The organism is Rhizobium sp. WYCCWR10014 (genome assembly GCF_001657485.1).
GTDB lineage: Bacteria > Pseudomonadota > Alphaproteobacteria > Rhizobiales > Rhizobiaceae > Rhizobium.
On the sequence record NZ_LXFU01000051.1, the window covers coordinates 418,309 to 441,210 of the forward strand.

A 22,902-nucleotide genomic window follows, 5' to 3' on the forward strand; every position below is an offset into this window, starting at 1 on the left:
GACTAAGTCTAATTCAAGACAGGAGGCTTTCATGCAGCATGCGCGACGTGAGCAACGGGAAGACCAGGGGCCACAGCGGCTGGACATGGAACGGTTTGCTCCGGCCAACCGCAAGAGGCTGAGCGCCCCGGCCCTGCGAACCTTTCTGGCGATCGCCGATCTCTGGGGGCTGAGCGAGGAGCAGCGTCTGCTCATGCTCGGTTATCCCTCTCGGTCGACCTACCACAATTGGGCCAAACAGGCGCGCGAGCATGGCGCGTTCACGCTCGATGTCGATACGCTGACCCGCATCTCGGCCGTGCTCGGCATCCATCAGGCGCTCGGCGTGCTGTTTTCCGATGAACGCGCCGGCGTCGCCTGGCTGCGCACGCCGCATCAGGCGCCGGTTTTCGGCGGCCATCCGCCGCTTGATATCGTGACGAATGGGACCCAGGACGGGTTGATGACCGTCCGCCGGTTTCTCGACGGCGCCCGAGGTGGTCTCTACATGCAGCCGAATGCGCTCGACGAAGCCTTCACGCCCTACGAAGATGCGGACATCGTCTTCCGGTGAGCGACCGTTTTGCTGGGGCGCCGCGTCCGTCGTACCGGCTGATCCCGTCGCAATTTCCCCCGATCGGGCTTTTCGAGACGGTAACGCGGGCGGCCGATCTCGAAGCCGTGATGGAGCTCGTCGGCTGGACCAACGACCGGCTCGTCGCCGACCGCATCCAACGGCTTCCCGAGGACCAATGGGTTTACGGCGTTGCCAATGCCAGCATTGTCATGGCGGCATTCCTGCATGTTGCGCCGGGAGGAATGCGCTTCAACGGCCCCGATCTCGGCGCCTGGTATGCCGCCGACGATCTCCGCACAGCCGCCGCCGAGGTTGGCCATCATCTCAGGCGCGAGGCCGTCGCGCGTGGGGTCGCGACGATGGCGCGCACCTATCGAAGCTATTCGGCCGCTCTGATTGGCGATTACCTCGACATTCGCGGAGAGCAGACGCTACGGCCGGATGTCTATGACGGCACGAGCTATGCGGCGTCGCAAATGCTGGGGGAAGAGGTGCGCTCGAGCGGCGGCGCCGGTATCCTCTATGACAGTGTCCGGCTGAGAGGTGGAGTGGCGATCGTCGCCCATCGGCCGCGCAATATTCAGGGCGTGCTGCAGGCCGACCACTTCGAAATCACCGTTTCCGCCGCCGACCGACGCATCGATGTCAGGAAGCTTGCGGCCTGACCGCGGCAGGCTGCCGACACCGGAGATATGGTGACACTCAAACCGGCAGTCGTTCGGCCCATGCCATCGCCGCCTTCGCCATCGTAGCGAGGTGATCGGCACTTGAGAAGCCGGAGATGGTCTTGCGCGGCTTGAGGTCGTGGTCGCCGTCCTCGAGCCAGAGGATCTCGATCCTGTCGGACAGATCGTAACCCTGCACCTCGTCCCGCGTGCCGAATTCGTCGCGTGTTCCCTGGCAGATCAGCGCCGGCGTCGTCAGCCCCCTGAGATGGCCGGTGCGCAGCTTCTGCGGCTGGCCGGGCGGATGGAAGGGATAGCCGAGGCAGAGCAGGCCGGCGATCTTTCCCCGACCATGGAGATCGTCGGCGACCATGCTGGCGACCCGGCCGCCCATCGACTTGCCGCCGATGATCAAAGGGCTGCTGGCACCGAGCCCTTCAATGGCCGCCTCGTATTCGGGATTGAGCGTTTCGGCGCGCGGCGGCGGCTTGCGGCCTTCCGAGGTGCGGCGGGCGGCCATATAGGCGAATTCGAAACGGGCGACGCGGAAGGCGACGCTGGCGAGCGCATTTGCCGCTGCTGTCATCGATGCCGAATCCATCGGCGCGCCCGCGCCATGCGCAAGAAGGATCGTGAAGCGCGCATCCTCGGGCCCCTGCAGCAGAAACTTGTCAAGCATCGGTAATCCTCCATCCCATCGCCGGAACCAAGTCGACAGCCGTGACTTTTTCTTTGAAAGGAGACTGACAATGTCGACGAATGATCAAAACGTAAAGCCCGAGCAACGGCGCCCTAGGGATGTCGGCGCCGTTCCCGAAAAGCCGGAGCCCGCCGACGCGGAATCGATGGCGCCGCCGGTGGTGCAGCCGGCTGGGGTCAGGGACAAAAGCGAACGACCCGCGGTCAATCCGATCACCGGGGTCGCCTCCTGATCGACTACGGTCAATTATCGTGTAGAACCGCTGAACCGCCTCTTGAAACCCCGGCGGAAAGGGTCCATATACCCGTCCTGCCTGAAAAATGGATGCGCGCGGTATCGACGTTGTCGAGCTGCTCGTGTCCGACAGGATAAGGGCGCTCCCCGCAAGGGTCGAGCGCCCTTTTTGCTTTACAGCGCTGGTGCTCGTGGCCGCAACTTGCATTGAGCGACCGCAAATTCGTCCCAGCGGGATGCGTCAAACTGGAATGAAGAGCTTCCAGGAGCAAAGACGCGATCCATGATTTTTTCCCACGATAACGTGACGATGATCTGGGAAATTGATGCAGGTAGATTTCTGTCGCCGCAGGTCCTGACAACTCGAGCCCGCAACTAACGAAAAATAAGAATTGGCTGGGGAACCTGTATTCTCACATCATTTCAATGACTTAGTGTAAAAGCCTTGAAATTCCCTCTGTTTTCCAATCGCGAGCGACCGTGGATGCCACCTTTGTGCCCTGGGCATCAGTCAACTGGACGGTCTAACGGCAATAATTTCCGCTTTCGGGCCTCATGTTTGCGGCGAGGCGGCTAAAAGGCTCACGGCAGTTTTGCGCCTCCAAAGTGGTCATCGAGCCACCGGTCGACGTCGCCGCAAAGCGGACATTACGTGGTGAAAACACCCGGTCGCAGCGGAGCCATAAGCTGTCACCTCGCCATTTCAGTGACGAGGGCTCGGCACTGCAGTGTAGTGGCGCTATGCTGCAATCCGAAAAAGTCTAGTTCCGAAAGGACATATTGGCGAGTCTGATCCGGGGCGAGATGGCTTTATGGCTTGCTGTGCTAACGGCGAAGAACACCGGCAGACAAATGCCAGCACGGAGACAATACTGGCGGCAGCCTGAGATATTCCTCTTCCGCCCTTTCGCCGAGGCGCTCTACTGTTTCGAAGCACGGAACCGGCCGCTGGCAGACGCGGAAAATCCGCTTACCGGCCGGCAGCGGCAGATATTGACGATGATGGCGCAGGGCAAGACGAGCGGCGAGATCGCCGAGGAGCTGAACCTGTCGCGGCGCACGGTGGAGGCGCACCGCGCGAGAATGATGCGCTCCACCGGGATCAGGAACGCTGCGGAACTGATGGCCTGGTTCTCGACCGAGATGAATTGAGGTGTGTTTGAGACGCATGAACGGCGTGTGGCCGATAGCTTCGGCCACACTAGCCGCGTGATACCGGAGTCAGCCGCTGATCGGCGGTCGCGACGGTGCAAGCCTCATGGTCTGTGAGTAGGCGAGCGGTGAACGGTTGCCCGGAAGATTGGCGTCAAGGATGAGTGTCTTCACATCGTCGACGCGAATATCGATTACGATGACATCCTCCAGCTTGTCGATCTGCCATACGGCATAGCCGAGGCCTGGACCGTATCCGCAATCGCATTCGCAATAGCCGGATGTAAGCTGGTGGGGTAGACATGGCAGGAACATGATCAACGGCTTTGGCAAATCATAGCAGTGCCCTTCATAGGAGTAGCCGTATATGACGCCGATGCTCCTGCCTTTGTCATCGTCGCAGCATTTCTTGGAGGATATCTCCACCGGGAGAGCATAAACATCGAAACCCAGCAGGCCCGCGAGTGTGATTTTTTCCTTAAAAATCCCAAGGAAGTTATTGGGATCAAGGCTGTATGCCAGGCTTTTTCTTGCGATTTCTGCTATTTTCTTTGTATCGCCCTCGATGTTGTTGACGTGTAGGTCATTTTCGAGTCGTTTTAGTACCTCTTCCTCGGAATATACAAAGATGGGCGCGTGAGGAGCCGGGCGCCCATATAATCGCACTTCGCCTGGTCTATAGGCGCTATAGTTGGGAGGCGTTAGGCCTGTTGCGTTTGGACCTACACCGGGATGGCAGCAGCAGTCGCTCATGTTCCCCTCCTATCATGGACTGGTTTCAACTGATGATTTCACGCCATACAAAATTTGCCTTGAGCCGTTCGGCCGCGACCCCGTCGACCGTTGCTGCAACCACCGCCCTTGCGACTTGATCAAGCGTCATGGTGTTTGGGTCGAGCGAGCGCAGCGACCCCGCGAGCGCGCTACCGACCTGGTCGCGGGCGGTTTCGAGTGCCAGCTTGAAATAGAGCGGCCGGTCGCGGAACGATCGCTCGGTCAAGCCGCGAAACTCTTCGAATTGGTCGAGCGTCAATTCACGGAGATCGACGTCGAGCAGGCGCGGGTCGGCGAACCCTTCGCGAACCAATTGGCGGTGGTAGACGTCCACGATGCTGTCGAAGATCGCGCCGAGGAAGGGGAGCGAGCGGTCGTGCGGTTCGCGGGTGGTTTCCGACATGCGGCGGAAATTGGTAGCCAGCCGGATTTGCGTCTCGGGACTAGTCTCGGCGAAACGGTTGAGCTCGTTGGAGAGCAGAAGATTGCCTTGCGTCCGACGCAGCAGCCGGTCGGCGGCGGAATCGAAATGCAGCAGCGAGATCAGCGACACACAGTCGGAAAAGGCTTCCGAAAACGGGAAGAAATCGGCCTCGCGCGATGTGATCATCGGGATGCCGAGTTCCGACAGGCTGATGAAATGGCCGACCTCGTGGGCGATTGTGTCGAAGTTCAGCGCATAGGGCCGCAGCACGCCGCCGACATCGGAGGCTCCCAGCTCCAGATAGCCGTAGCCGGCATGGGCGTTGTCCCAGTCGACCAGGGGAATGATTTCCAGGCGGCGAAAGGCCGGGTCGAAGAACCAGCGGATGCGATGACCGAGATAGCTGTGCCAGATGTCGAGCACGAAATGTACGCAGGCATAGACGTGGACGCCGAGGTAGGCCCGCGATTTCGGGTCCATATTGTCGAAGTTGCGATCCGGGCCAGATCGTGCCGCCGGTCGCCGCTCGCCTTCGAACGGCGGCAGATCGTCGGGACCATAGGGCTGTTTTTCGATCAACGGATCGACCACGTACACCCACTGGTCGCTAGGTCCGTCACGGATCTCGTCGGGCAGGATCGAGAGCCAGACGCGATCGGGCTCTTCGTAGCCGGGGATGAAGGGAGGCTGGGGGAAAATCCAGAATCGTGTTCCGATGCGTGGGTTCACGCGTTCCGTCACATTGTTCGGATACAGTTCCATGGCACAATCGCTTTCGAAGAAGAAGGATTGAGCAACCACACGTTTAATTAGTAATTTCGTATCAAGTCGATGTCAATATGCGAGGCTTCCAAATCTCTCATGAAAGTATTGGTCGCGACCCAGGCGCGATCAACGTCGCGGCCCTGCCGCTCTACTGTTAGTGAAGGCGCCTTACGTAACGTAAGGAGGGCGTCCTGGCGCTTTTGCCCGGTCATTTCTTTCCGCAATGCCGAGATACGGTCACTGGAAAATCCCCCAGCGCGCAATAGGGCTGCGAGCGAGCGATTGCGAAAGTTCGTCCCGCGCGCCAATGCGATGAGCTGGTCGCGCTCATCGGATGTCATCATATTTCGGCGGGCAAGCGTCGAGAACGTCCGTTGAAGGTCGACCAGTGCGTCCGTGAGCGGCAGAAAGCCGAGTTCGGCGGGCCCCGACTGCACGGCGACCGCATCCTCCGCCGTCAACGGCCAGCGCCGGTACCACCTATAGATCAGGCCGACGCCGATCATGCCATAGGGCGCAAGCTCGGCCGCCCGCAAGGCTCCCATGCTGGCCGCGCCGATCATGACGATGCCTTGTGCCATCGCCCAGAGAATTTCCTTGTGGCGGACGGCGGGGCGGTCCTCGAACTGTCCGTCGATCAGCACCATCGCACGTGGGCGGAAGGCATGGGCGGCGAGTATGACGTCTCCCTGGGATACGGGCTGAAGATAGGTCGCGTCGAGCACCGCCTGCGCCTCGTCGAGACGCAGCGTGGGGCCGAGAAATACCAGAATTGGACCTTCCTTGCCGGCATTCGTCATCGGCAACCCCTCAACGCAAAATTGAAAACGGCCGCGCACCCGCAAGAATGGTTCGCACGCAGGCCACGCCTGCTTCGGCGTCCGCTCCGACCGGTACGGCGAGAACAGGTCCAAGCCCGCAGGCGGCAACCCGGTCGACGACGTCGCGCAGGCATGTTGGGGCGAAGGGCGACGCTGCCGTGCCCGCAGCCGTGGCTTCGAGGATCAGGCGGCGGGCGTCCGCGACGAGCGGATCGGTGCTCTTGCGATAGTGTTCGCGCGTCTGGTCGTCGCGCGCGCCGGAAATCGCCCCGGCGCGCGCCGACAATGCCTCCAGCATCGCGCTCGCCGCGGCTGTCTCGACGGTAAAGCCCGCCGAATGGCCCTCCGTCGGCAACGCCAGGGTCGGCTCAGCCGCGCCGGCCTCGATCGCCTGGCACCAGATCACCGGTAGGTCGGTGGGCGAGGGGGCGTGCCAAAGCGCGAAAGCGATGCCCTGCGTCCGGGTGACCGAAAGAATATGCTCGACCTTCGGCCCGATGTGCGATGTCGCTATGCGGCGACGATCGAAAAAGCCGTGGGTGGTGAAGGCCCGCGCGATCGCGTCGCGTTCGATGCATTCGAACAGTCCATGCGCGAAGGCATCGCGCGCCGTGCTGTGGCAGGCAAGGCCGGTGGTGGTGCGGATGAACAATCCGTCGCCCTGTGGCTCGGGATCGGTATAGCAGGTATGAACGAGTTCGAGCGGCACCGGCTGCGGCGCTCCGCTCGCGACATCGACAGCCAAGGTCCAGGGAATTGGCAGCGATCGCCATGCGGTGCCGGCGTGGGGAAGCAGCAGGTTTTCGAGCAGGGCCGCGTCGATCCGAAGCTCGTCGGCGGTCGCAAGAAAGCAGTCCGAGGAGGGAATGCGCTCGGCGAAGAAACGCTCGAGACCCTCCATGATCGCCCCGACCGCCGCCTCCATCAGGGTGAGGCCGCGGCCAAGCGAGGTCACCTCGGAAAGCGCGGCCGGCTGGATGGCCTGCGCCACCGGCAGACCGAGACGGTCGAGCCCGGTCAGGTCGGCGAGACGGGTGATGCCGGCCCGGCGGCTGAAAGGGAGTAGCCTGCGAAAACATGCCTCGGCGGCGCCGGGGTCGGCCGGCGTATCGAGCGGTTGCCTCAAGCCGGCGGCAAGCTCGTCGCGAAAGTCGGCAATCCGTCCGTCGATCGCCGGCGGGGCAGGGGTCAGGCCTTCGGCCGTGTCAGCGTCCGATAACAACGCCCAGCTCCCGGGTTGAGCGGCTCGCCCTTTGCATCAGAGCCATCGCACCCTGGCTTTCGGCGATGGTCACGGCTGTCAGCAGTTCGGCGGCGACAAGATTGGTTTTCACGTTTCCCCGAGCGCGCAGCACAGCCCGGCAGCGGTAGAGTTCGGCGAGCCAGTAGGCATGGCCGGTTTCCTTGGCCTGCCGGATGGCGTCGGTGACGACGTCGATGGCCTGCTCATACTTGCCGGCAAGGCCGAGGAGGGTCGCGTGCATGTAGAGATAGATCGGCAGGTCGGCGACGGCGCCGAGATCCTTGAGCAGCGCCAATCCCTCGCCGAACATCTCATGGCCGGCGAGGAGGTCGTCGCTGTGGGCTTTGGCCCAGCCGCCGAAAAGCAGCGACATGCCAGCGAGCGACTGCATCTCATGTTGCTGGGCAAAGAGCTGCATCCGGCTCGAAACATCCGCCAGCCGCTCGAAATCGTCGCGGTAGAAGGCCGAGACCGCCTCGGTGTCGAGCGAATGGGCGGTACTCGGAACATGGCCGATGCGCTCGACCAGGCCGACCATGTCCGCAAGTGCTGTGTCCGAGGCCGAGCCTTGTCCCGTCAGCCAGAGCGACAGAGCGAGTTGTCCGAGGCCGCAGACCTTGGCGTCGTGGCCGCCATAGAGCGTTCGCGCGGTTTCGGCCGATCGCTCGTCGTAGAGCGCAAGCCCCGCCGTGATCGCCTCCTGCGTCTCCTTGTGCCAGCCGAGATTGAAGTCGATCGCCCAGATGCAATGCTTGACCTGCAGGGCGATTTCGCGATCTTCGGTGCCAAGCATCATCATCTGCACTTCGAGTGCGCGGTCGTGCATGACGAGAAAGTCAGGCCCGGTCAGCCACCAGCCCCAATAGATCGGAAACCACTTTGGCTGGTCTTCCTTCGGCTGGCGGCGGGCGATGGCGACGCCGTCTTCGTACAGCTTGCGGGCGGGCGGAGAATTGGCGCCGACGAGGCCAGTGAGGATCGGGCCGAGCCTGGTGAAGGCGGAAAGCCGCAAGGCGTCGACCGCCTCGCTTTCGTCCATCTCGGCGCAAAGGGCCAGCGCGTGTTCCAGATGGTGGCGCGCCTCGATCATCGCCGAGCGGCCGGCACTCTCGGAGCCGGCGGCGATGAACAGCCGAATTGCCTCCTCCGTGAGCCCGGCGCGTTCCGCCTGGTCGGCGAGCCCGCCGGTGTCGATCCATTCCGCCAGCCCACGGTCGTCGCTGACGGCGTTGAACAGCCGTCGGTGCAGAACCTGCCGTTGCTTGCGCAGCAGTGCCTTGTAGATCGTTTCCTGGATCAGGGCGTGTCGGAAGCGGTAGATCACGGTTCCGCCGGTTCGGCCACGCGTCAGAAAGCCGGTTTCGCACAGCACATCCGCCGCACTCGCCAGCGACCGCCTGGCGAGATCCGGCAAAAGCGCGTGAAGCAGCGGCAGCGTCGTACGGCCGCCGGCGATAGCCGCGGCTCGCGCCACGTCCCGCGCCGGTCCGAGGCGCGCGAGCCGTTCGTCGAGAATCCCTTCGAAGGCAAGCGCGTGCGTGTGAGAGACCTTGGCCTCGCCGTCATGCGCGATTGCCTCAGGAATATTCGCCGCATCCGCAGGCGCGATCTCCGTGATCCACTGGCAGATCTCCTCGATGAACAGCGGAACGCCGCCGGAAATCCGCTCCGTCGCCTCCAGAAGTTCCGGAAGTGCCGTGCGCTTGTGTGCCGGCCAACTCGCTTCGATCGCCTGCTTCGTCTCGTCGCGATTGAGTGGATTCAACGACAGGTGCACCACGTCGGCACCGTCGGCCCAATCCATCGCGGCGCCGGGGCGCAAGGTGACGACGAGAAGGATGGGAAGCCGTGAAACTGTGCGGACGATTTCCCCAAGGAGGTCCTGCGACGTCGGATCGATCCAGTGAACATCCTCGACCGCCATGATCAGCGGACCGCGGGCGCCGACGGTCTCCAGCGCATGGATGGTCGCCCGCCGCGCCCTGTCGCGGATTGCCTTGGGATTGCTGCCGGAGAGGGACTCGTTTCGGCCCGCAGCGCCGAGCAGATACGAAAACAGTTCGGCGACGTCTGGCTCTTCTATGCCGTGGTGCGCGAACGCGGCGGCGACGGTTGTCGCCGTCAGGCGTGAGGGGCCAGCCGCCTTGGACGCCGTGCCGGGAAAGCCATGCATGAGCGGGTGAAGCGTGGAGCGCGCGCCGCCGGGCGCGCACTGAAACAGGAAGGCCCTCGATCGCTCCTTGCGGGTAAGCTTGCGGATCTCCCGCAAAAGCCGTGATTTGCCGATGCCGGCGTCGCCTTCGATCGCCAGGATCTGGCCTTTCCCGGCCAAGACCTCTCGCCAGCAACGGCCAATTGTCTCAAGCTCGGCGGCACGGCCGATGAAGGAACCGCCAAGCCGTCCGAAGGCGTAGAAGCGGGTGACTTCGGTACGATGTTCGAGCGCCCGCCAAACCCTTTCGGGCTCGGCAAATCCCTTTAGCGACCGGCTGCCCTCGAAGATGAAGGCGTAGGCGCGTCCAGCGAGGGTCTTCGTTTCCTCCGAGACGAGAATGCTGTCAGGGGCCGCGAGCGCTTCCAGCCGCGTCGCCATGGCGAGCGCCGCCCCCGTCACCGGCTCCTGCGAAGGGACTTCCTCGCGCGGTTCCTGGACCAGCGCGATGGAGGTGGCGATGCCGACGCGGACATGCATGTCGCCGCGCCGCGCCTCGCGGCCGATGCGCCGGCAGGCCTCGATAACGTCGAAGCCAGCGCGAATCGCCAGCGACGCGGCATCGCGCGAGCCAAGTTCCGTCGGGAAAAGGGCAACACCGCCGTCACCGGCCTCGACCCGCATCACGCCGGAACGTGCGACGATCGCCGACCGCACCGCCTGCTGAAAGGCGGAAATCAGCTCCTGGAAGTCCTCGATATCGAGTTGATGGAATAGATTTGTCGATCCGACAAGATCGTAGCAGAGCGCCGTGATGAGGCGCCGCTCGCTGCCATGCTCTGCCGGCCGCGCGCCCCCGCCCGGCGATTTTCGTGGGTGCTTCGGTGAGTTGATAGGACTTTCGCTCGCCATCGCCGCCCCTTGCGTGTCTGGTAAATCCTGCACCTGACAAAGCGACTATAACACAGGCCGACACGATGTGTCGGTAGCCAAAAGTTGAAAGGAGATCGGATTGTACGCGGCACGAAATGCCGTGCGGCGGGGCAGACCCGCACGTCGAAATTACGCAACGATTTCAAAGAGAGTGGCACGCCAGCCGAGATGAAAATGCGAACCTCTTTGTTATTGATATCAAAACCTAATTTCCGGATTCTATTGCGGCTTGCTAGACGCAAGCTTTGATGCGCTTCAGAAAGGCCTTTTGGTAAGTTTCATGGATGACATAACAATCTCGGCACGTGAGTGGCTAATAAGCAATTCGAATCCGATAGCGATTTTTCTCTACGGCAGCCGTGCGTATGGAACAGCGACGCAGGACAGTGACCACGACTTCCTGATCGTGCTTAGTGATGAAGCCTACGAGAGCTTACCGGGATCTCCTTAGACCTATTTCCAGCGCAGGCTCAGTGAAGCGGTCGGTTCAGATTGCGACACCGTCGTGAATTCGAGATCAGGCTTCATTGAATCCAATAGGGACGCTCCGGCAGCCGGCCTTCCCAAGGGATCCCACGCTTGGCAGGCATTGAACCGTGGCAAACTCTTGTTTCCCAAACTCGATATCGAGGCGTTCATGCGAACTCTTCGATAGACCTTTTTTGCCGGTGGTTTCGGGAGGCGAAATGACTGCCTGAAGGCGGCATTTGTGTTGAGCAAAGCATAGATACGCCTCAGACAGAATCTCAAATTCGGCGGACATTCCCGTCAGAGCAAATTTCAAGGATGGGGCCAACAAGATCATAAACGACTGAGTCGCGCGCGAAGGAGTTTAACCTCTCCTGAGCTAGATCAAGGGGAAGGAGCCCGATTTGGACCTTCTGATGTCCACCCTCCGCAGAAAAGCCCGCCTCCACATTTATTCCGCCTACATCCGTCAAAAGATAGCGCGCATGAAAATCGGCTCCGCCTGTGCGTTCCTTCCAGCTAAAGAGCGTAATCGACATGCCGTCTGGTATTAGGCCCTGCATCCATTTGTGAGCCTCTCGCTCAACGAATTCAGGTGGGGGTCTGTTGTCATGATCACAGAAATGAATCTCACAATTTACGCCAGCGCCGCCAGATGCCTGTATTGTGTCAAGGCATGCTTTCAGTGTCTCCTGATACCTAACCTTGCTGATATCGAAGAACCGGTCGACAAAGAGGACCTTTGTTGACGACACCAATAGTGGTTTCATAGCACTCGCCATTGACGCGCCGATGCGGTCAACGTCCCAAGTGTGTGGCGCGGTCATGAGCGGATGTCCCTCATCAACATCGTCGAATACCAGGACCTGCTGATGCAGACCCGGATTCTCCGCGGCAATAATCGCATGAAATGGCAAAATCGCTTGTTGCGCAATCGCGTTCGTTAGCCATCCACCGACGGTCGGATCATAAGGCCTACCTGACCGAATGACCTTCGACTTTTTTGCGTGCTGAAGACTTTCCTCAAGACGTTTACGCTCGATCGGCTTCATGGTCTCGGAAGCAGCATAGACTTCCTTAAACCACGCCTTCGGGAACTGGGATATCAGCCGCCCACGATCAAAACCGAATTTTTCTATTAGATATCGAAAATCTTTCCAGCTTGAACCGATTGCCTGAGGCTCGACTGCATACTCGTAGAGCATCAGAACAGCTCCTCCGCGCGCTCTTCAAAAAAGCCCTTCGGCCAGCGGTCGATGAAATCTCCCTCGCGATCAACGCGAAGTGGCCGGAAGCGGACGCCATCAGTGGTGCTCTCGACATAGATCACGGCAAGATCATCCGGGGAGAGGCCTATCATCCCGGGCGGTACTTCATTCTCGCTCGTCTCGCGGATGCGTCGCAACAGGCGAAGCATGATGTGCTCGCTATGCGTTTCGACGAGCAATGACTTGCCGGAGCCGAAGATACTCTCGCTTTTCTGAACAGCCTGGATGAACAGATCGCCCAAGCCGACCTGGATGGCGGGATGAACGTGCAACTCTGGCTGCTCAATCGCAAGAATGCCCTGCTGGCTTCGAAGGCAACCGACAATCACCGGGATCATCTGCGAAATGCCGACACCCACATCGCTCGGTGCGACGATGATCCCCTTTTCGAAGTCGCGCAGGGTGATTTCAGAACGTCCGCTGAGCGTCGCGTATAGGTCTTGCAGGTCGCCCAGATCGTCTTCGGAAAGCCCGCGCTCAAAAAGCTGGTGGAATCGACTTGGAACCGGCACCTCTTTGAACTGGAACTTTTCAAGCCGATACCCAGTCTTTAGCCGCTCTTCTCCTCCAAGCCACGCGTTCACCTCTTCAAGAAGCTTGCCGGAAGGCTCGGTATAGAGCAAGTCCCAGGCCGCAAGGCCCTGCGCCCAGCGCGATTCATCCGGTGAGAGGCGCGGACGAAATTTCCGGCTCGGGATTTCACGCAGCGGTCCGACATAAGTCATCCCGCTGAGATAATCGCGGACGATACGGATGGGCCCAAGAACCAGTTCGTCCAGCAAAGCGCTCAAGCCTGCCCTGCGGCGGCGTTCAAGTTCATATTTATCGACCGCAGCGCGCTCTCCGTCCTTGTTCAGCCGCGAGATCGCTGCGCTGGCTGCATAGCGTTGACGAATAAGGCTCTGATCAATCTCAACCAATTCAAGGCCGAGCGGTCGATCCAAGTCCGGCAGCGCGCCGTGGACTGTCTCGACGGCGATCCGGAATTCGACAGTCTCGTTCTCGGTCGCGTCTGCGGAGGTTTCACGAGAGAGTTCCCATATCTCATTGCCGATTGGCGTCGAGAATGGATCGTCAAAGTAGCCTTCTTCTGCATCCTCAACCAGTTCATCGTACACTTCCTCAACGAACTCAGCGTCGTCGTCCGGGATGGTGGTCGCTTGCAGTAGCGGATGCGCAAAATTGAAGGCCGTCAAATGTGCTCGGCCTTGCTGAGCTGGCGAGTGAAGCTCCGCGACCGTGGAGCCATCAATCTCCACTGATGCCTTTGCTATGAACGGCGCTTGGAGCAAGTCACTCCAGCGAGCTTCGATGCCCAAGGCGATTTCCTGGACGATCGCGTACTCTTTCAGTTCTGTATTCTCGCCGACGAGGTAGCGGATCCCAAGATTCTTAAAATTTGGGTCGTCAAGGCTTTCTCCGGAATTCAGCGGCAAGCGCTCGCTGCCTTGATCATCTCGCAGGTCAATGCAAACTTTCATCTTGATGGCGCGATTGAGGTCATGGCCGTGTACCAGCGTCGCAAACCCTCCCAGATCAATCAGGCCGCCAGCGATTGTCTGGTCTGGGTCCGCGTTTCGGCGTTCAAGGATTTCGCGCAGATAGTGTAGCGATTGAAGGATCGTGCTTTTGCCGGCGCTGTTCGGGCCGAATAGCAGCGTGATCGGCTTCAGATCGATGACCTGTGCGGCGCCAATCCCCTTGAAGTTTTCGATTTCGATTCTGGAAAGCCTCATGGATCAAAATGCCCTAAATTTGGAAAGTGCTCAGTGAATGCATCTCGTACCGCGCTCCATTGGGCAGCGTCGCAATTCTTTCTGCTGTGGACCACGTTCAGTACAGAATAACCCGCCGCCACCAGCGCATCTCGCAGCTGTTTTTCCAGCGCAGCCACCTTGTCCCGAACTGGGATGTGCCGCAGCATCTGATCGGCACGAAGTTGGTCCTTGGTCATTCCGATTTCCGGAAAAATCGGACCATATGAGATCAGTTCGAACTGATGGCAGTTCTCGGGTTCTACCCCAGCTTCAGTCAGCAGCCTTCGCAAGCTGTTTGCGGCCTTGGAGAACCCAAGGTGCTGTCCCATGCGGGTGTAGGGCGCGGTGGCGTGGGGGCTGCTGCTGTCACCGGTGCGGCCCACATAGAGCCGCTCTCCCTTGGGCGTCTGGACGCGCCAGACATATAGCCAGAATCCTCGCTGGAGCATTGGGCCGGGAAGCGTCAGGCGGTGGAGGCTGGCCGCCGTGGTGGCCTCGCTAGGGGGCTGGTCGTCCGGAAGGGGCTGGATGCTCATGCCATGGTCCTACAGGTCACCGGCAAAGGCGCGTTGGGAGAGGGCAGCAAAGAGGTCACTTGCCATAACCTTCTGGTCCAGTAGCCGATTGTTTGCCGCGACGTGCTTTTCAAAGATTTGCCCAAACCTCGTCTGCTCATCAGGGGCCGGCCTGAGGAATTCTATCTTCTGGAACTCCCCTTTGCTTATCATCCCCTTCATTGAGTTAGTTGATGACCTCAAGACCAGTTGTTTTCCGATCAGGAACTGCACGTAAAGAAAATAAACATTCACATCGGGATTGGGGATGATCGCGTTTATCTGTTGGTTAAACGCCACCGGACGGTTTGCAATTGCAGCCCGCCCAATACTCGATGGGCTTCCTGCTATGCATGTTACAAGGATTGAACCTTTGGGGACAATCCTGCCAATTGTGCGCCCTCTTTCGGAAAGACCTTCGACAGCTCGGGTCACAAAGTGCTCGTTGGTGTTAACGTTGTCGGACTTGATCCATTCGATTGCATCGCCGAAGTTCCCGGGATCAGACCGTGGCGGTGTGTTGCCAGTCACGATCCTGCCAAATTTTCCCAAAGGTTGGCTGGGCAAATTCTTGGCGTTTGTAAGGGGATCACCAAACATCTCCAGAAACACCGACGCGAGGAAGTCATCCGCCAAGGCGAGGGTCTGTTCGCGTTTGCGGCGGATGGCGTCGGCCTTATCCAATATCGCCGCGATCCGTCGTTGTTCAATTGGATCAATCAGTGGGAAGTTGATATCCTCCAGCTTGGCCTTGTCAACGTGGGGGATAGTGGCCCCACGGCTCTGCGCCTCTTGGTTCAGTTTTGGGAAGAGGCTATCAAGCATACGGCCCAGGAAGCGAGGGTTCCAACGATCAGGTTCTTTCAGTCGCAACCGCGACACAGTGCTGCCGATTGCGCCGGCAACACCGTAGCCGACCGTCCCAGCATTGGCCCCGTCCCATATTATGCAAAGATCGTCGCCCGTAACCACCACTGGCTTCGGATCGATAGCGAATTTGGTAGGGGCCATACCGCGAACTTCGTCAATCTGGATGTAGGGATGCGATCCAGGGATAAAGGTGTCCGAAGTCGCTGCGGCCTTCTTGCCCTTACGGATGTCGAAAACCTCCCCGAGCTTCTTAGTCTTCGTCATCCCAGCAGTTCCTCAAGCTCTGCCAAGTCCGACGCAATGTCATCGTTTAGCTTTTTCATTCGGTCCAAGACAACCAACGGGGCATCGTAGGTCTGGGCCACATGAACCCGTACTTTGTATTTCCCCAGTGACAGATCGTAATTCGAATCCCTGATCTCCTGGGCCGATACGAAGAAGGCTTTCTGCGTTCGGTCGGTATCGCGGCTCGCGTCTTTGTTCCGCCATGCTGCTAGACATGCGGGGAGGTCGTTGGCCGATATGGGTTCCCGCTTGTCATCCAGCGAAAGGCCGTCAGCCTCGACATCGTAAAAAAACACGTCATCCGTCCGCCCACCCTTGGTGAAAACAAGTATGCCGGTGCTGACCCCGGCATAGGGTTTGAACACGCCTGAGGGCAGCGAAATCACCGCCTCCAACTGGTTGTGATCCAAGAGCAACTTTCGCAGGGCAACGTGGGCAGTAGACGAGCCGAACAGAACACCGTCTGGCACGATGGTCGCCGAGCGCCCACCGGTCTTGAGCATGCGCAGGATGAGCACGAGGAAAAGCAGTTCCGTCTTCTTCGTCTTCACTTTACGCAAGAGTGAGGCATGGACATCCTCAAAATCTAGCTGACCCTTAAAGGGTGGATTCGCTAGGATGACGTTGAAGCCATCGGCAGCGGCCGTCGGGAACTTGTCGGTGAAGCCTGCGCTCAACGTGTCCTGATAATGGATGTCGGGGTTATCGACGCCATGCAGCATGAGATTCATGGCCGCGATACGGAGCATCGTGGCGTCGAAATCGAAGCCATGGAACATGCCGCTGCGAATATGCTCGCGGTGATCCTCCAGTAGGTCGCCGGTGTAGGTCTTTTCCGTCTTGCCTGTCTCGGGATCGGTCTCTTCCAGAACTCCCTCAGGCGAGGTGTATTTTTCCAGAAGATACTGCATCGTTTCGACAAGGAATCCGCCGGTGCCGCACGATGGATCGCCGATCACGTCGGTAGGTTTCGGTTCCAGCAAATCGACCATCATCCGGATGATATGGCGCGGCGTGCGAAACTGGCCATTGATGCCGGCGGTCGTCAGCTTGCTGAGCAGGTACTCGTAGAGATCGCCCTTAGCGTCGCCTTCGGTAAGCGGCAGTTGGTCGATCATGCTGACCGCTTTCACCAGAAGGCTCGGCTTCTGGATCATGAGCTGCGCGTCCTTCATGAATTCCGCGAAGGCAGTGCCACTCGTTGATGATTTCCTGAAATGCGGAAATACCTTGTCCCGGACCAAAGGCAGCATGGCGTCAGCGCCCAAGTGCCGGAACTGCGACCAGCGCAGGCTCTGCTCGTCACCCGAGAACCGCTTCTGAAACGATGTGCCAGTACGCTTCAAGCGGTTCTCGTCGCGCGTTTCGTTGATGTCGAGCAGACGCGCAAACATGAGGAACGTGATTTGCTCAATCACGGTCAACGGGTTGGTGATGCCGCCCTGCCAGAACTCGGTCCAGAGTGCGTCCACCCTGCGCTTCAGGTCTCCAGTAATCATTTAGTCATTCGTCCTTTCAGGAGAGTCTTTTGTTGCCGCATCGCCCGCTGGAGGCGGTGCGAACGCGGTCAGGATTTTGAGGAGATCGTCGATCTCCTCTGTCTTTTCGAAGACGCCATCCAGTCCGTCCGCGTCTACAACGGTAAATGGCTGCTCATAGAGGCGGTCCACAGTTACAGACCCAAAACGGGCAATGTGGTTCTGAAGCAACCCGAGGAAGCGCGTTTGCTTCGCCGTGAGGCTAGGATGTCGGCGCGCAAATTCGGCGAACCGGGCGGCAACCGCTTCTGGGTCCAGCCCAACGATTGACCGGATCGCGAACTCAAGTGGAACCGCTGTGCCGGCGAAGAACTCTTCGAGCACGTCACGGCTTGCGTTCGGGCTTTGTATCAGAATGAGCGAAACAAGAGCCTGAATATCGGCTTCAGAAACGGCCTCACCCGCGTGAATTTTTCTGAGAGTGGGGTTGGTATCGAAGTGCCGCTTCAGTTCGGCCTCGATGATTTCCTGGTATGCCCTCATGTCAACAGTCTTGAGACTCGTCGCTCGACGACTTGTCTGGAAGCCAGCGGCATCTTCCTTCACGTCGATGACCTTCGCCGGCAGCGACGTGGCGCCCCGGCGGTCACGGTGATGCATGATTTCCCTCAGCGGTGTGCGCACCGATTCCAGGTCGGCGACGGTCATGCCGTTCCAGAACTCATCGGATTTGACCCGCTTGATAACTTCCGCCTTCTCCCGGACGGGGTTGAGGTGCATCTGTAGAGCCGAAAGCCGGTCGAGCAGTTCGATTTTCAGATCTGCAACGTCCGCCGACTTGCGCAGCACTGCTATCTGGGTGCGTGTTATCAAGAGATCCAAAGCATAGGCATCGCTCAACCCGCGAATGTTCCGCCATTGCATAAGCGGTGCTACGACCTGTCGAAGCATCGCAACGGCCGCGGGCGCGAAAGATCTCAGCGTCGCCGGATCTGACAGCGCCCGCTTCTCGCGCCACTTTTCACGGACTGAGACTGACTCCTCGGGTAGCGCCTCTATGTCCTTGGCGATGAGTTCGATCACGTTGTCAAAGATCGCAACTTCGCTCGTGCGAAGCGCTATCTCGGCGAGTAGGACCCGTTCTTCGAATACCAGTTGAAGCAACGGCTTTGACTGGGTGGGCTCGGCGGGGCGAAAGCCCATTTCAAAGCGCTCGAAGTTCCCCCAATGATCAAATATCCGGAATATTTTCTTGTCCTTGCCGGGACCGAACAGGTCGGGCTTCAGGCGCGTTCCACGTCCGATCATCTGCCAGAACTTGACAGGCGAACGGACTGGTTTGGCGAAGACAAGGTTAAGGATTTCCGGGATGTCGATGCCTGTATCGAGCATGTCGACCGAGATTGCGATGGTGAGCTCGGAGTTTGCGCCGTCGCCCTTGAAATCGTCGATTAGCTGCTCTGCGCGCGGGTCATAATTATCGATCACCTGGCAGAAACGCCCGCCGTACTGCGGATACATCTCATCGAACATCTGTCGCATGAGCACAGCATGTTGATGGTTCCGGGCGAAAATGATGCTCTTACCTGGAAGCTGGCCAGTAGCGTCACGCAGACCGTTTTCCATGAGATTGCGAAGAATCGCGCGGTTGGTGTCCTTATTATAGATGATTTTGTCGATCTGCTCTGATGAGAAATCGTACTGTGCCGGATCCTCGCCCTGTTCCTCAAGCTCCTGAATCTGCTCTTTCGTCAGGATATCGAGCCTGATCCCTTCGCGCAGAAACTGCGTCGTATGCTCGAAGACTTCAAACGGCGTGAGGAACCTGTCCTGAACGGCCTGTTCGAGATCGTAGTTCGATGTCGGCAATTGCGCTTCGCAGCCGAACAGGCTGAATGTATTACGCGACACGAAATCAATCGGGGTCGCCGTCAAGCCGATCTGAAGGCAGTCGAAATAATGAAACATGTCGCCATATACATTGTAGATGCTTCGATGCGACTCATCGGCGATGATCAAGTCGAAGAAACCAACATCGAAGGACTGGTAGACCTTCTGCATGGCGGGATATGTTGCCAGGAATATCCGCTCGCTCGCCGATGTGTTCACTCGCGAGTTGACGATGCGAATGGGATCTGACAGGAAATCGCCGAAAGCATTTTTGGCCTGCTTGCGCAATTCACGACGATCGCAAAGAAACAACACGCGCTTGACCCAGCCGGCGCGAACAAGCAATTCCGCCAGCGCTATGGCAACGCGGGTCTTACCGGTGCCGGTTGCCTGAACGACGAGCGCTTTCCGATGGCCATCGGTAAACCGTTCTGACACGCGCTTGATCGCCTCAATCTGATAAAGACGATTGACGACAGCGGCATTTGGTTCAAGCGAGTTGAGCGGCTTCCTGCTCGACCGCTGAAAATTCACGAGGTACTGCAGGCTATCCTTCGAATAGTAGCCGAACACTTTCCGCGGCGGATAACCTAGAACGTCGTCCCACATCCAGATGTCGTACCCGTTGGTGTAGAAGATGACCGGGCGCCGTCCGTGCATCTTCTCAAGGCCATCAGCATACAGTTTGGCTTGTTGCCTTCCCCGCTCCGGGTCCACAGCAGTCTTCTTAGCCTCTATGACCGCGAGAGGATTCCCGTTGTCATCCCAGAGCACATAGTCGGCATAGCCGAGGCCCGAGGCAGTGGGCTGATGTTTGACCTCAATCTCTTTGCCGACCTCCGCCGTACTGGCGTTGGCAGGACCAACGCTCCAGTTGGCAGTGGCAAGCAGGCTATCGATAATACGGACACGGGTCGTCGCCTCATTGAACGCCAGCAGGTTGGCAGTTGCCGCGCCGGATGACGCCAGCGACTGAATCTCTTCAACTCTCTTTTCCGCTGTCACGGCGGCTTCGCGCGCGGCTTCCAGTTCGCGAAGAAGCGCTTCCATTTGTGCTTCTTGAGCGGCCAGCTTCTCCAGGACCTGGCGCTTCTCGCGCTTTAGTTGACCTTTGCTCTCATCGACAGCTTCCGCCATCGGTTGCACAAAGGCTGGGATCAAGGCTGCATCGCCTTTGCCAAACTGCACGAAAAGCCAGCGGCCCAAGTCGAACGCTTCTTGAAGTAGCCAGAGAGCGCTTCGAACAGTCGCGGGCTCACCGTGCGCAGCCTTGTTGCCGTGAATTCGAAGGGCGTGAAGCTTGTCGAGCACTACCTTCGGCGTAATGGCTACAAAAGACTGGTTGGTCAGCAGATCAACGAAGGCCGGCCGCTCGGGCTTGGGCAAACTCAAGTCACGATAGATGTCCTTAGTAAGGTTCTCAGCAAAAAGCCGCAGTTTTACGAGCGCGCTCACGGGGTCGTCGTGCGCGTACGCCTCGGCGAAGCCGCCAAGCGATGCGAGTTCCGGCCAAGCTCCGCGAAGGATTTCAAAGTTGCGAGATTTCATCAGAAGGACTCCGACGGTGCGGATAAATTTGCTTTTTGATCTGAAGTAAGTCTCGCAGCTTCGTTTCCGTCGAAAGCCGAACGAAAGCCTCTCGCCAATCCCTTGATACCCTTTTCAACCCGAACCATGATCATCATCGAGAGCCTGCGGCCTCCACCCCTCCTGCTCAAAGAATTCTGCGCGTGCTAATGCCGATTGCACATCGCTGTAGCTTGAAACAACTATATGTTGTCGCCGCGCAGGCTCCTTGGACGCATCTCCCAATAGACCGAGTCGGCGGAGAACGTAAAACAGCATCGCGTATCGAACCGACAGGACACATTTGCCATCTGTCATTCCATAATCTTTAGCCACAACACTCTGCTGGCTGGGCGTGAGATTGGGATGGGGGACGATCTCAAAGCTGAAATACTCGTTCCATAGCTTGTCATGGCCCTCCGACGCTCCTGACTCGCCCGGTGCGCGGGCTTCCAGCGCCCGTGGCAGTAGGAAATCCTTGAATTTGCTGTCGATGTGGCAGAAGGCCCGCGCGTGCCAACGAAAGCCGTCATAGCCGAAGGCATGTGGCGTAATGCGGCGCCAGACCGGGTCGGGCCGCTGTTTGCTCATGGACTGGTACAGGATTTCGATCGACCGGTGGTCGCGCACCGCTTCGAGCACGGCCCGTAACACGTCTGTATTGATGTCCCGCTTCGGGGTAAGGGCGATGTCGGTCTTCGGCGGATTGGCGATCCAGGACTCAACGGGCATCGACAGCCCTTCGCCCAGCGAACGCAGCCGCGACAGGTAGGCATCTGGATCGGGCTTCAGAAAGCGCGGCTCGAAATCCTTGGCGGCGACGTAGCGCTTGCCGCTCTTGTCGTACTCCACATTCCCCGGTGCGCGCTCCTGATAGAGCGAGAGGTCTTTTGAGGCCTGCGGCACAGACACGCCGAACACGTCGATGATATCCGACCGGTTGACCCCGCCCTCCCAGAAAAGACGGAACTCGATGAATTCGAGCCGCTGCTCCACACCCCATCGGATGCCGGGGTTTTCATTCTCCATTGTGACCACCATAAAAGGGTATAGAAACTATATTGACAGCGAAACTAGACGCGTATAGTTTCTTATCCCATCAGCGGGCCGTGGTCAACAGGATTCGGGGATTTTCCCTTCCCGTGACCGCCCGGCGCTGCCGCGACCAACACCGAACCGTCCCGGCAGAGCTGCGGACCACAGGAGATGAATATGACTGCGAAGCTGACCTTCCACCCTCTCGGCAATGCAGACTGCACCCGGATCGATTTTGCCGATGGCAAGAAGATGCTGGTCGACTATGCCGATATGCGGAACGATAACGACCCCTATGACAAGCGGATCGACCTCCCCGTCGAACTGAAGGCCGACCTTCGAGCCGCCGGCCGGGATAACTACGACGTCGTCTGCTTTACCCATCTGGACGACGATCACTGTTGCGGGGCGGGCGATTTCTTCTGGCTCAACCACGCTGCGAAATACCAGGGCGAAGGCCGCATCAAGATCAAGGAACTGTGGGTGCCCGCGGCGGCGATCCTGGAGGATGGCTGCGAGGACAGCGCCCGGATTGTCCGGCAGGAAGCACGCCACCGGCTGCGGCAGGGCTACGGCATCCGTGTTTTCTCGCGCCCGAAAAAGCTGGCCGACTGGCTGGCGAAGCAGGGTCTCTCGCTGGAATCGCGGGCGCACCTCATCACCGACGCGGGCCAGACCGTTCCCGGCTTTTCCAAGTACGGGACGGAACAGGCCGAATTCTTCATCCACAGCCCCTTCGGCTGGCGTCAGAACGAGAACGGGATTGTTGACCGGAATCAGGACAGCGTCGTCTTCCAGGCCACGTTCCTCGAAGGCGGCCGCGAGACCTATGCGCTGTTCATGTCGGACATCCACGCGGACTCGATCGACCAGATCGTCCTGACCACCAAGCGCCATGGGCGCGAGGACCGCCTGCTGTGGGACATTTTCAAGGTCCCGCATCACTGCTCCTACACGGCGATCGGCTGGACGAAGGGCGAGGATGAGGCCGAGCCCACCGAGCACGTCGAGTGGCTGTGCGAGACGCAGGCGCGCGAACGCCACATCATGGTGTCGACGAGCAAGCCGATGCCGCTCAAGGGGACGGACGAAGACGCCGATGTCCAGCCGCCCCACCGACAGGCAGGCAACTACTATAAGGGGGTCGCGCGCCGCGCCGACGGGTCGTTCAAGGTGACCATGGAATCTCCCTCGACAGCCCGGCCGAAGCCGCTCAGCATCGAGATCACGGGCCGCGGCGCGCAGCTCCTGACCGTCTCGGCCGTGGCCGGTGCGGCCAGCATCATCTCCACCCCGGCGCGGGCGGGCTGAG

Annotated in this window: 18 protein-coding genes; 5 read left to right on the forward strand and 13 right to left on the reverse strand. The window is 59.4% G+C overall.

Annotated elements, in window-relative coordinates; all coding sequences use genetic code 11:
* Nucleotides 1-31: 31 nt before the first annotated feature.
* Together A6U98_RS31955 and A6U98_RS31960 are read left to right on the forward strand one after the other, a co-directional pair.
* Nucleotides 32-553, forward strand: coding sequence for an MbcA/ParS/Xre antitoxin family protein (locus A6U98_RS31955; RefSeq protein ID WP_003548468.1), 522 nt, complete (start codon nucleotides 32-34; stop codon nucleotides 551-553).
* On the forward strand, nucleotides 550-1,221 hold the full coding sequence (locus A6U98_RS31960; protein ID WP_064655220.1) for an RES family NAD+ phosphorylase: 672 nt from the start codon (nucleotides 550-552) through the stop codon (nucleotides 1,219-1,221). The genes A6U98_RS31955 and A6U98_RS31960 overlap by 4 nt, the downstream gene beginning before the upstream one ends.
* A 37-nt stretch (nucleotides 1,222-1,258) precedes the next feature.
* On the opposite strand, the gene A6U98_RS31965 is transcribed toward A6U98_RS31960, so the two are convergent.
* Complete coding sequence (locus A6U98_RS31965; protein WP_064655221.1) at nucleotides 1,259-1,900, reverse strand: alpha/beta family hydrolase; 642 nt, start codon at nucleotides 1,898-1,900, stop codon at nucleotides 1,259-1,261.
* 70 nt (nucleotides 1,901-1,970) lie between these two features.
* Here A6U98_RS31965 and A6U98_RS31970 point away from each other — a divergent pair, with 70 nt between their 5' ends.
* Together A6U98_RS31970 and A6U98_RS31980 are read left to right on the forward strand one after the other, a co-directional pair.
* The gene (locus tag A6U98_RS31970; protein ID WP_064655222.1) at nucleotides 1,971-2,153 is read left to right on the forward strand and encodes a hypothetical protein; all 183 of its coding nucleotides are present in this window, start codon (nucleotides 1,971-1,973) and stop codon (nucleotides 2,151-2,153) included.
* A gap of 854 nt (nucleotides 2,154-3,007) precedes the next feature.
* A complete protein-coding gene (locus A6U98_RS31980; RefSeq protein WP_064655224.1) occupies nucleotides 3,008-3,307 on the forward strand; it encodes a helix-turn-helix transcriptional regulator in 300 nt (99 codons plus the stop codon).
* Between the two features lie 69 nt (nucleotides 3,308-3,376).
* On the opposite strand, the gene A6U98_RS31985 is transcribed toward A6U98_RS31980, so the two are convergent.
* The 12 genes from A6U98_RS31985 to A6U98_RS32040 form a co-directional block, all read right to left on the reverse strand.
* Complete coding sequence (locus tag A6U98_RS31985) at nucleotides 3,377-4,060, reverse strand: hypothetical protein (RefSeq protein WP_064655225.1); 684 nt, start codon at nucleotides 4,058-4,060, stop codon at nucleotides 3,377-3,379.
* Between the two features lie 25 nt (nucleotides 4,061-4,085).
* Nucleotides 4,086-5,267, reverse strand: a complete 1,182-nt coding sequence (locus tag A6U98_RS31990) for a hypothetical protein (RefSeq protein WP_064655357.1) — start codon at nucleotides 5,265-5,267, stop codon at nucleotides 4,086-4,088.
* Nucleotides 5,268-5,314: 47 nt separating this feature from the next.
* Nucleotides 5,315-6,070 carry a TfuA-like protein gene (locus tag A6U98_RS31995; protein WP_064655226.1) on the reverse strand — a complete coding sequence of 252 codons (756 nt, stop codon included), beginning with the start codon at nucleotides 6,068-6,070 and terminating at the stop codon, nucleotides 5,315-5,317.
* 10 nt (nucleotides 6,071-6,080) lie between these two features.
* Nucleotides 6,081-7,313: a YcaO-like family protein gene (locus tag A6U98_RS32000; protein WP_246807872.1), complete on the reverse strand. Its 1,233-nt coding sequence runs from the start codon at nucleotides 7,311-7,313 to the stop codon at nucleotides 6,081-6,083.
* Nucleotides 7,297-10,398, reverse strand: a complete 3,102-nt coding sequence (locus A6U98_RS32005) for an AAA family ATPase (protein WP_064655227.1) — start codon at nucleotides 10,396-10,398, stop codon at nucleotides 7,297-7,299. The genes A6U98_RS32000 and A6U98_RS32005 overlap by 17 nt, the downstream gene beginning before the upstream one ends.
* A 767-nt stretch (nucleotides 10,399-11,165) precedes the next feature.
* The gene (locus A6U98_RS32010; RefSeq protein ID WP_064655228.1) at nucleotides 11,166-12,092 is read right to left on the reverse strand and encodes a hypothetical protein; all 927 of its coding nucleotides are present in this window, start codon (nucleotides 12,090-12,092) and stop codon (nucleotides 11,166-11,168) included.
* Nucleotides 12,092-13,891 carry an AAA family ATPase gene (locus A6U98_RS32015; RefSeq protein ID WP_064655229.1) on the reverse strand — a complete coding sequence of 600 codons (1,800 nt, stop codon included), beginning with the start codon at nucleotides 13,889-13,891 and terminating at the stop codon, nucleotides 12,092-12,094. The genes A6U98_RS32010 and A6U98_RS32015 overlap by 1 nt, the downstream gene beginning before the upstream one ends.
* Nucleotides 13,888-14,448, reverse strand: coding sequence for a hypothetical protein (locus tag A6U98_RS32020; RefSeq protein ID WP_156667914.1), 561 nt, complete (start codon nucleotides 14,446-14,448; stop codon nucleotides 13,888-13,890). Before A6U98_RS32020 ends, A6U98_RS32015 begins: the two co-directional genes overlap by 4 nt.
* Nucleotides 14,449-14,457: 9 nt before the next feature.
* Nucleotides 14,458-15,600, reverse strand: coding sequence for a restriction endonuclease subunit S (locus tag A6U98_RS32025; RefSeq protein WP_064655230.1), 1,143 nt, complete (start codon nucleotides 15,598-15,600; stop codon nucleotides 14,458-14,460).
* On the reverse strand, nucleotides 15,597-17,120 hold the full coding sequence (locus tag A6U98_RS32030) for a class I SAM-dependent DNA methyltransferase (protein WP_064655231.1): 1,524 nt from the start codon (nucleotides 17,118-17,120) through the stop codon (nucleotides 15,597-15,599). Before A6U98_RS32030 ends, A6U98_RS32025 begins: the two co-directional genes overlap by 4 nt.
* A complete protein-coding gene (locus tag A6U98_RS32035; protein WP_064655232.1) occupies nucleotides 17,121-20,537 on the reverse strand; it encodes a DEAD/DEAH box helicase family protein in 3,417 nt (1,138 codons plus the stop codon). It lies immediately after the preceding gene.
* A gap of 114 nt (nucleotides 20,538-20,651) precedes the next feature.
* Nucleotides 20,652-21,584: a WYL domain-containing protein gene (locus A6U98_RS32040; protein WP_064655233.1), complete on the reverse strand. Its 933-nt coding sequence runs from the start codon at nucleotides 21,582-21,584 to the stop codon at nucleotides 20,652-20,654.
* 183 nt (nucleotides 21,585-21,767) lie between these two features.
* On the opposite strand from A6U98_RS32040, the gene A6U98_RS32045 reads away from it, so the two are divergent.
* On the forward strand, nucleotides 21,768-22,901 hold the full coding sequence (locus A6U98_RS32045; RefSeq protein ID WP_064655234.1) for a hypothetical protein: 1,134 nt from the start codon (nucleotides 21,768-21,770) through the stop codon (nucleotides 22,899-22,901).
* Nucleotide 22,902: the final 1 nt, after the last annotated feature.

Excerpts from the sequence above, each read along its gene's own strand:
- A6U98_RS32030 (WP_064655231.1), bottom strand. The coding sequence starts at position 17,120 with ATGATTACTGGAGACCTGAAGCGCAGGGTGGACGCACTCTGGACCGAG.
- A6U98_RS31990 (WP_064655357.1), bottom strand. The coding sequence starts at position 5,267 with ATGGAACTGTATCCGAACAATGTGACGGAACGCGTGAACCCACGCATC.
- A6U98_RS31970 (WP_064655222.1), top strand. The coding sequence starts at position 1,971 with ATGTCGACGAATGATCAAAACGTAAAGCCCGAGCAACGGCGCCCTAGG.
- A6U98_RS31985 (WP_064655225.1), bottom strand. The coding sequence starts at position 4,060 with ATGAGCGACTGCTGCTGCCATCCCGGTGTAGGTCCAAACGCAACAGGC.
- A6U98_RS32035 (WP_064655232.1), bottom strand. The coding sequence starts at position 20,537 with ATGAAATCTCGCAACTTTGAAATCCTTCGCGGAGCTTGGCCGGAACTC.
- A6U98_RS31965 (WP_064655221.1), bottom strand. The coding sequence starts at position 1,900 with ATGCTTGACAAGTTTCTGCTGCAGGGGCCCGAGGATGCGCGCTTCACG.
- A6U98_RS32020 (WP_156667914.1), bottom strand. The coding sequence starts at position 14,448 with ATGAGCATCCAGCCCCTTCCGGACGACCAGCCCCCTAGCGAGGCCACC.
- A6U98_RS31955 (WP_003548468.1), top strand. The coding sequence starts at position 32 with ATGCAGCATGCGCGACGTGAGCAACGGGAAGACCAGGGGCCACAGCGG.
- A6U98_RS32025 (WP_064655230.1), bottom strand. The coding sequence starts at position 15,600 with ATGACGAAGACTAAGAAGCTCGGGGAGGTTTTCGACATCCGTAAGGGC.
- A6U98_RS32015 (WP_064655229.1), bottom strand. The coding sequence starts at position 13,891 with ATGAGGCTTTCCAGAATCGAAATCGAAAACTTCAAGGGGATTGGCGCC.
- A6U98_RS32040 (WP_064655233.1), bottom strand. The coding sequence starts at position 21,584 with ATGGAGAATGAAAACCCCGGCATCCGATGGGGTGTGGAGCAGCGGCTC.
- A6U98_RS31980 (WP_064655224.1), top strand. The coding sequence starts at position 3,008 with ATGCCAGCACGGAGACAATACTGGCGGCAGCCTGAGATATTCCTCTTC.
- A6U98_RS32005 (WP_064655227.1), bottom strand. The coding sequence starts at position 10,398 with ATGGCGAGCGAAAGTCCTATCAACTCACCGAAGCACCCACGAAAATCG.
- A6U98_RS32010 (WP_064655228.1), bottom strand. The coding sequence starts at position 12,092 with ATGCTCTACGAGTATGCAGTCGAGCCTCAGGCAATCGGTTCAAGCTGG.
- A6U98_RS31995 (WP_064655226.1), bottom strand. The coding sequence starts at position 6,070 with ATGACGAATGCCGGCAAGGAAGGTCCAATTCTGGTATTTCTCGGCCCC.
- A6U98_RS32045 (WP_064655234.1), top strand. The coding sequence starts at position 21,768 with ATGACTGCGAAGCTGACCTTCCACCCTCTCGGCAATGCAGACTGCACC.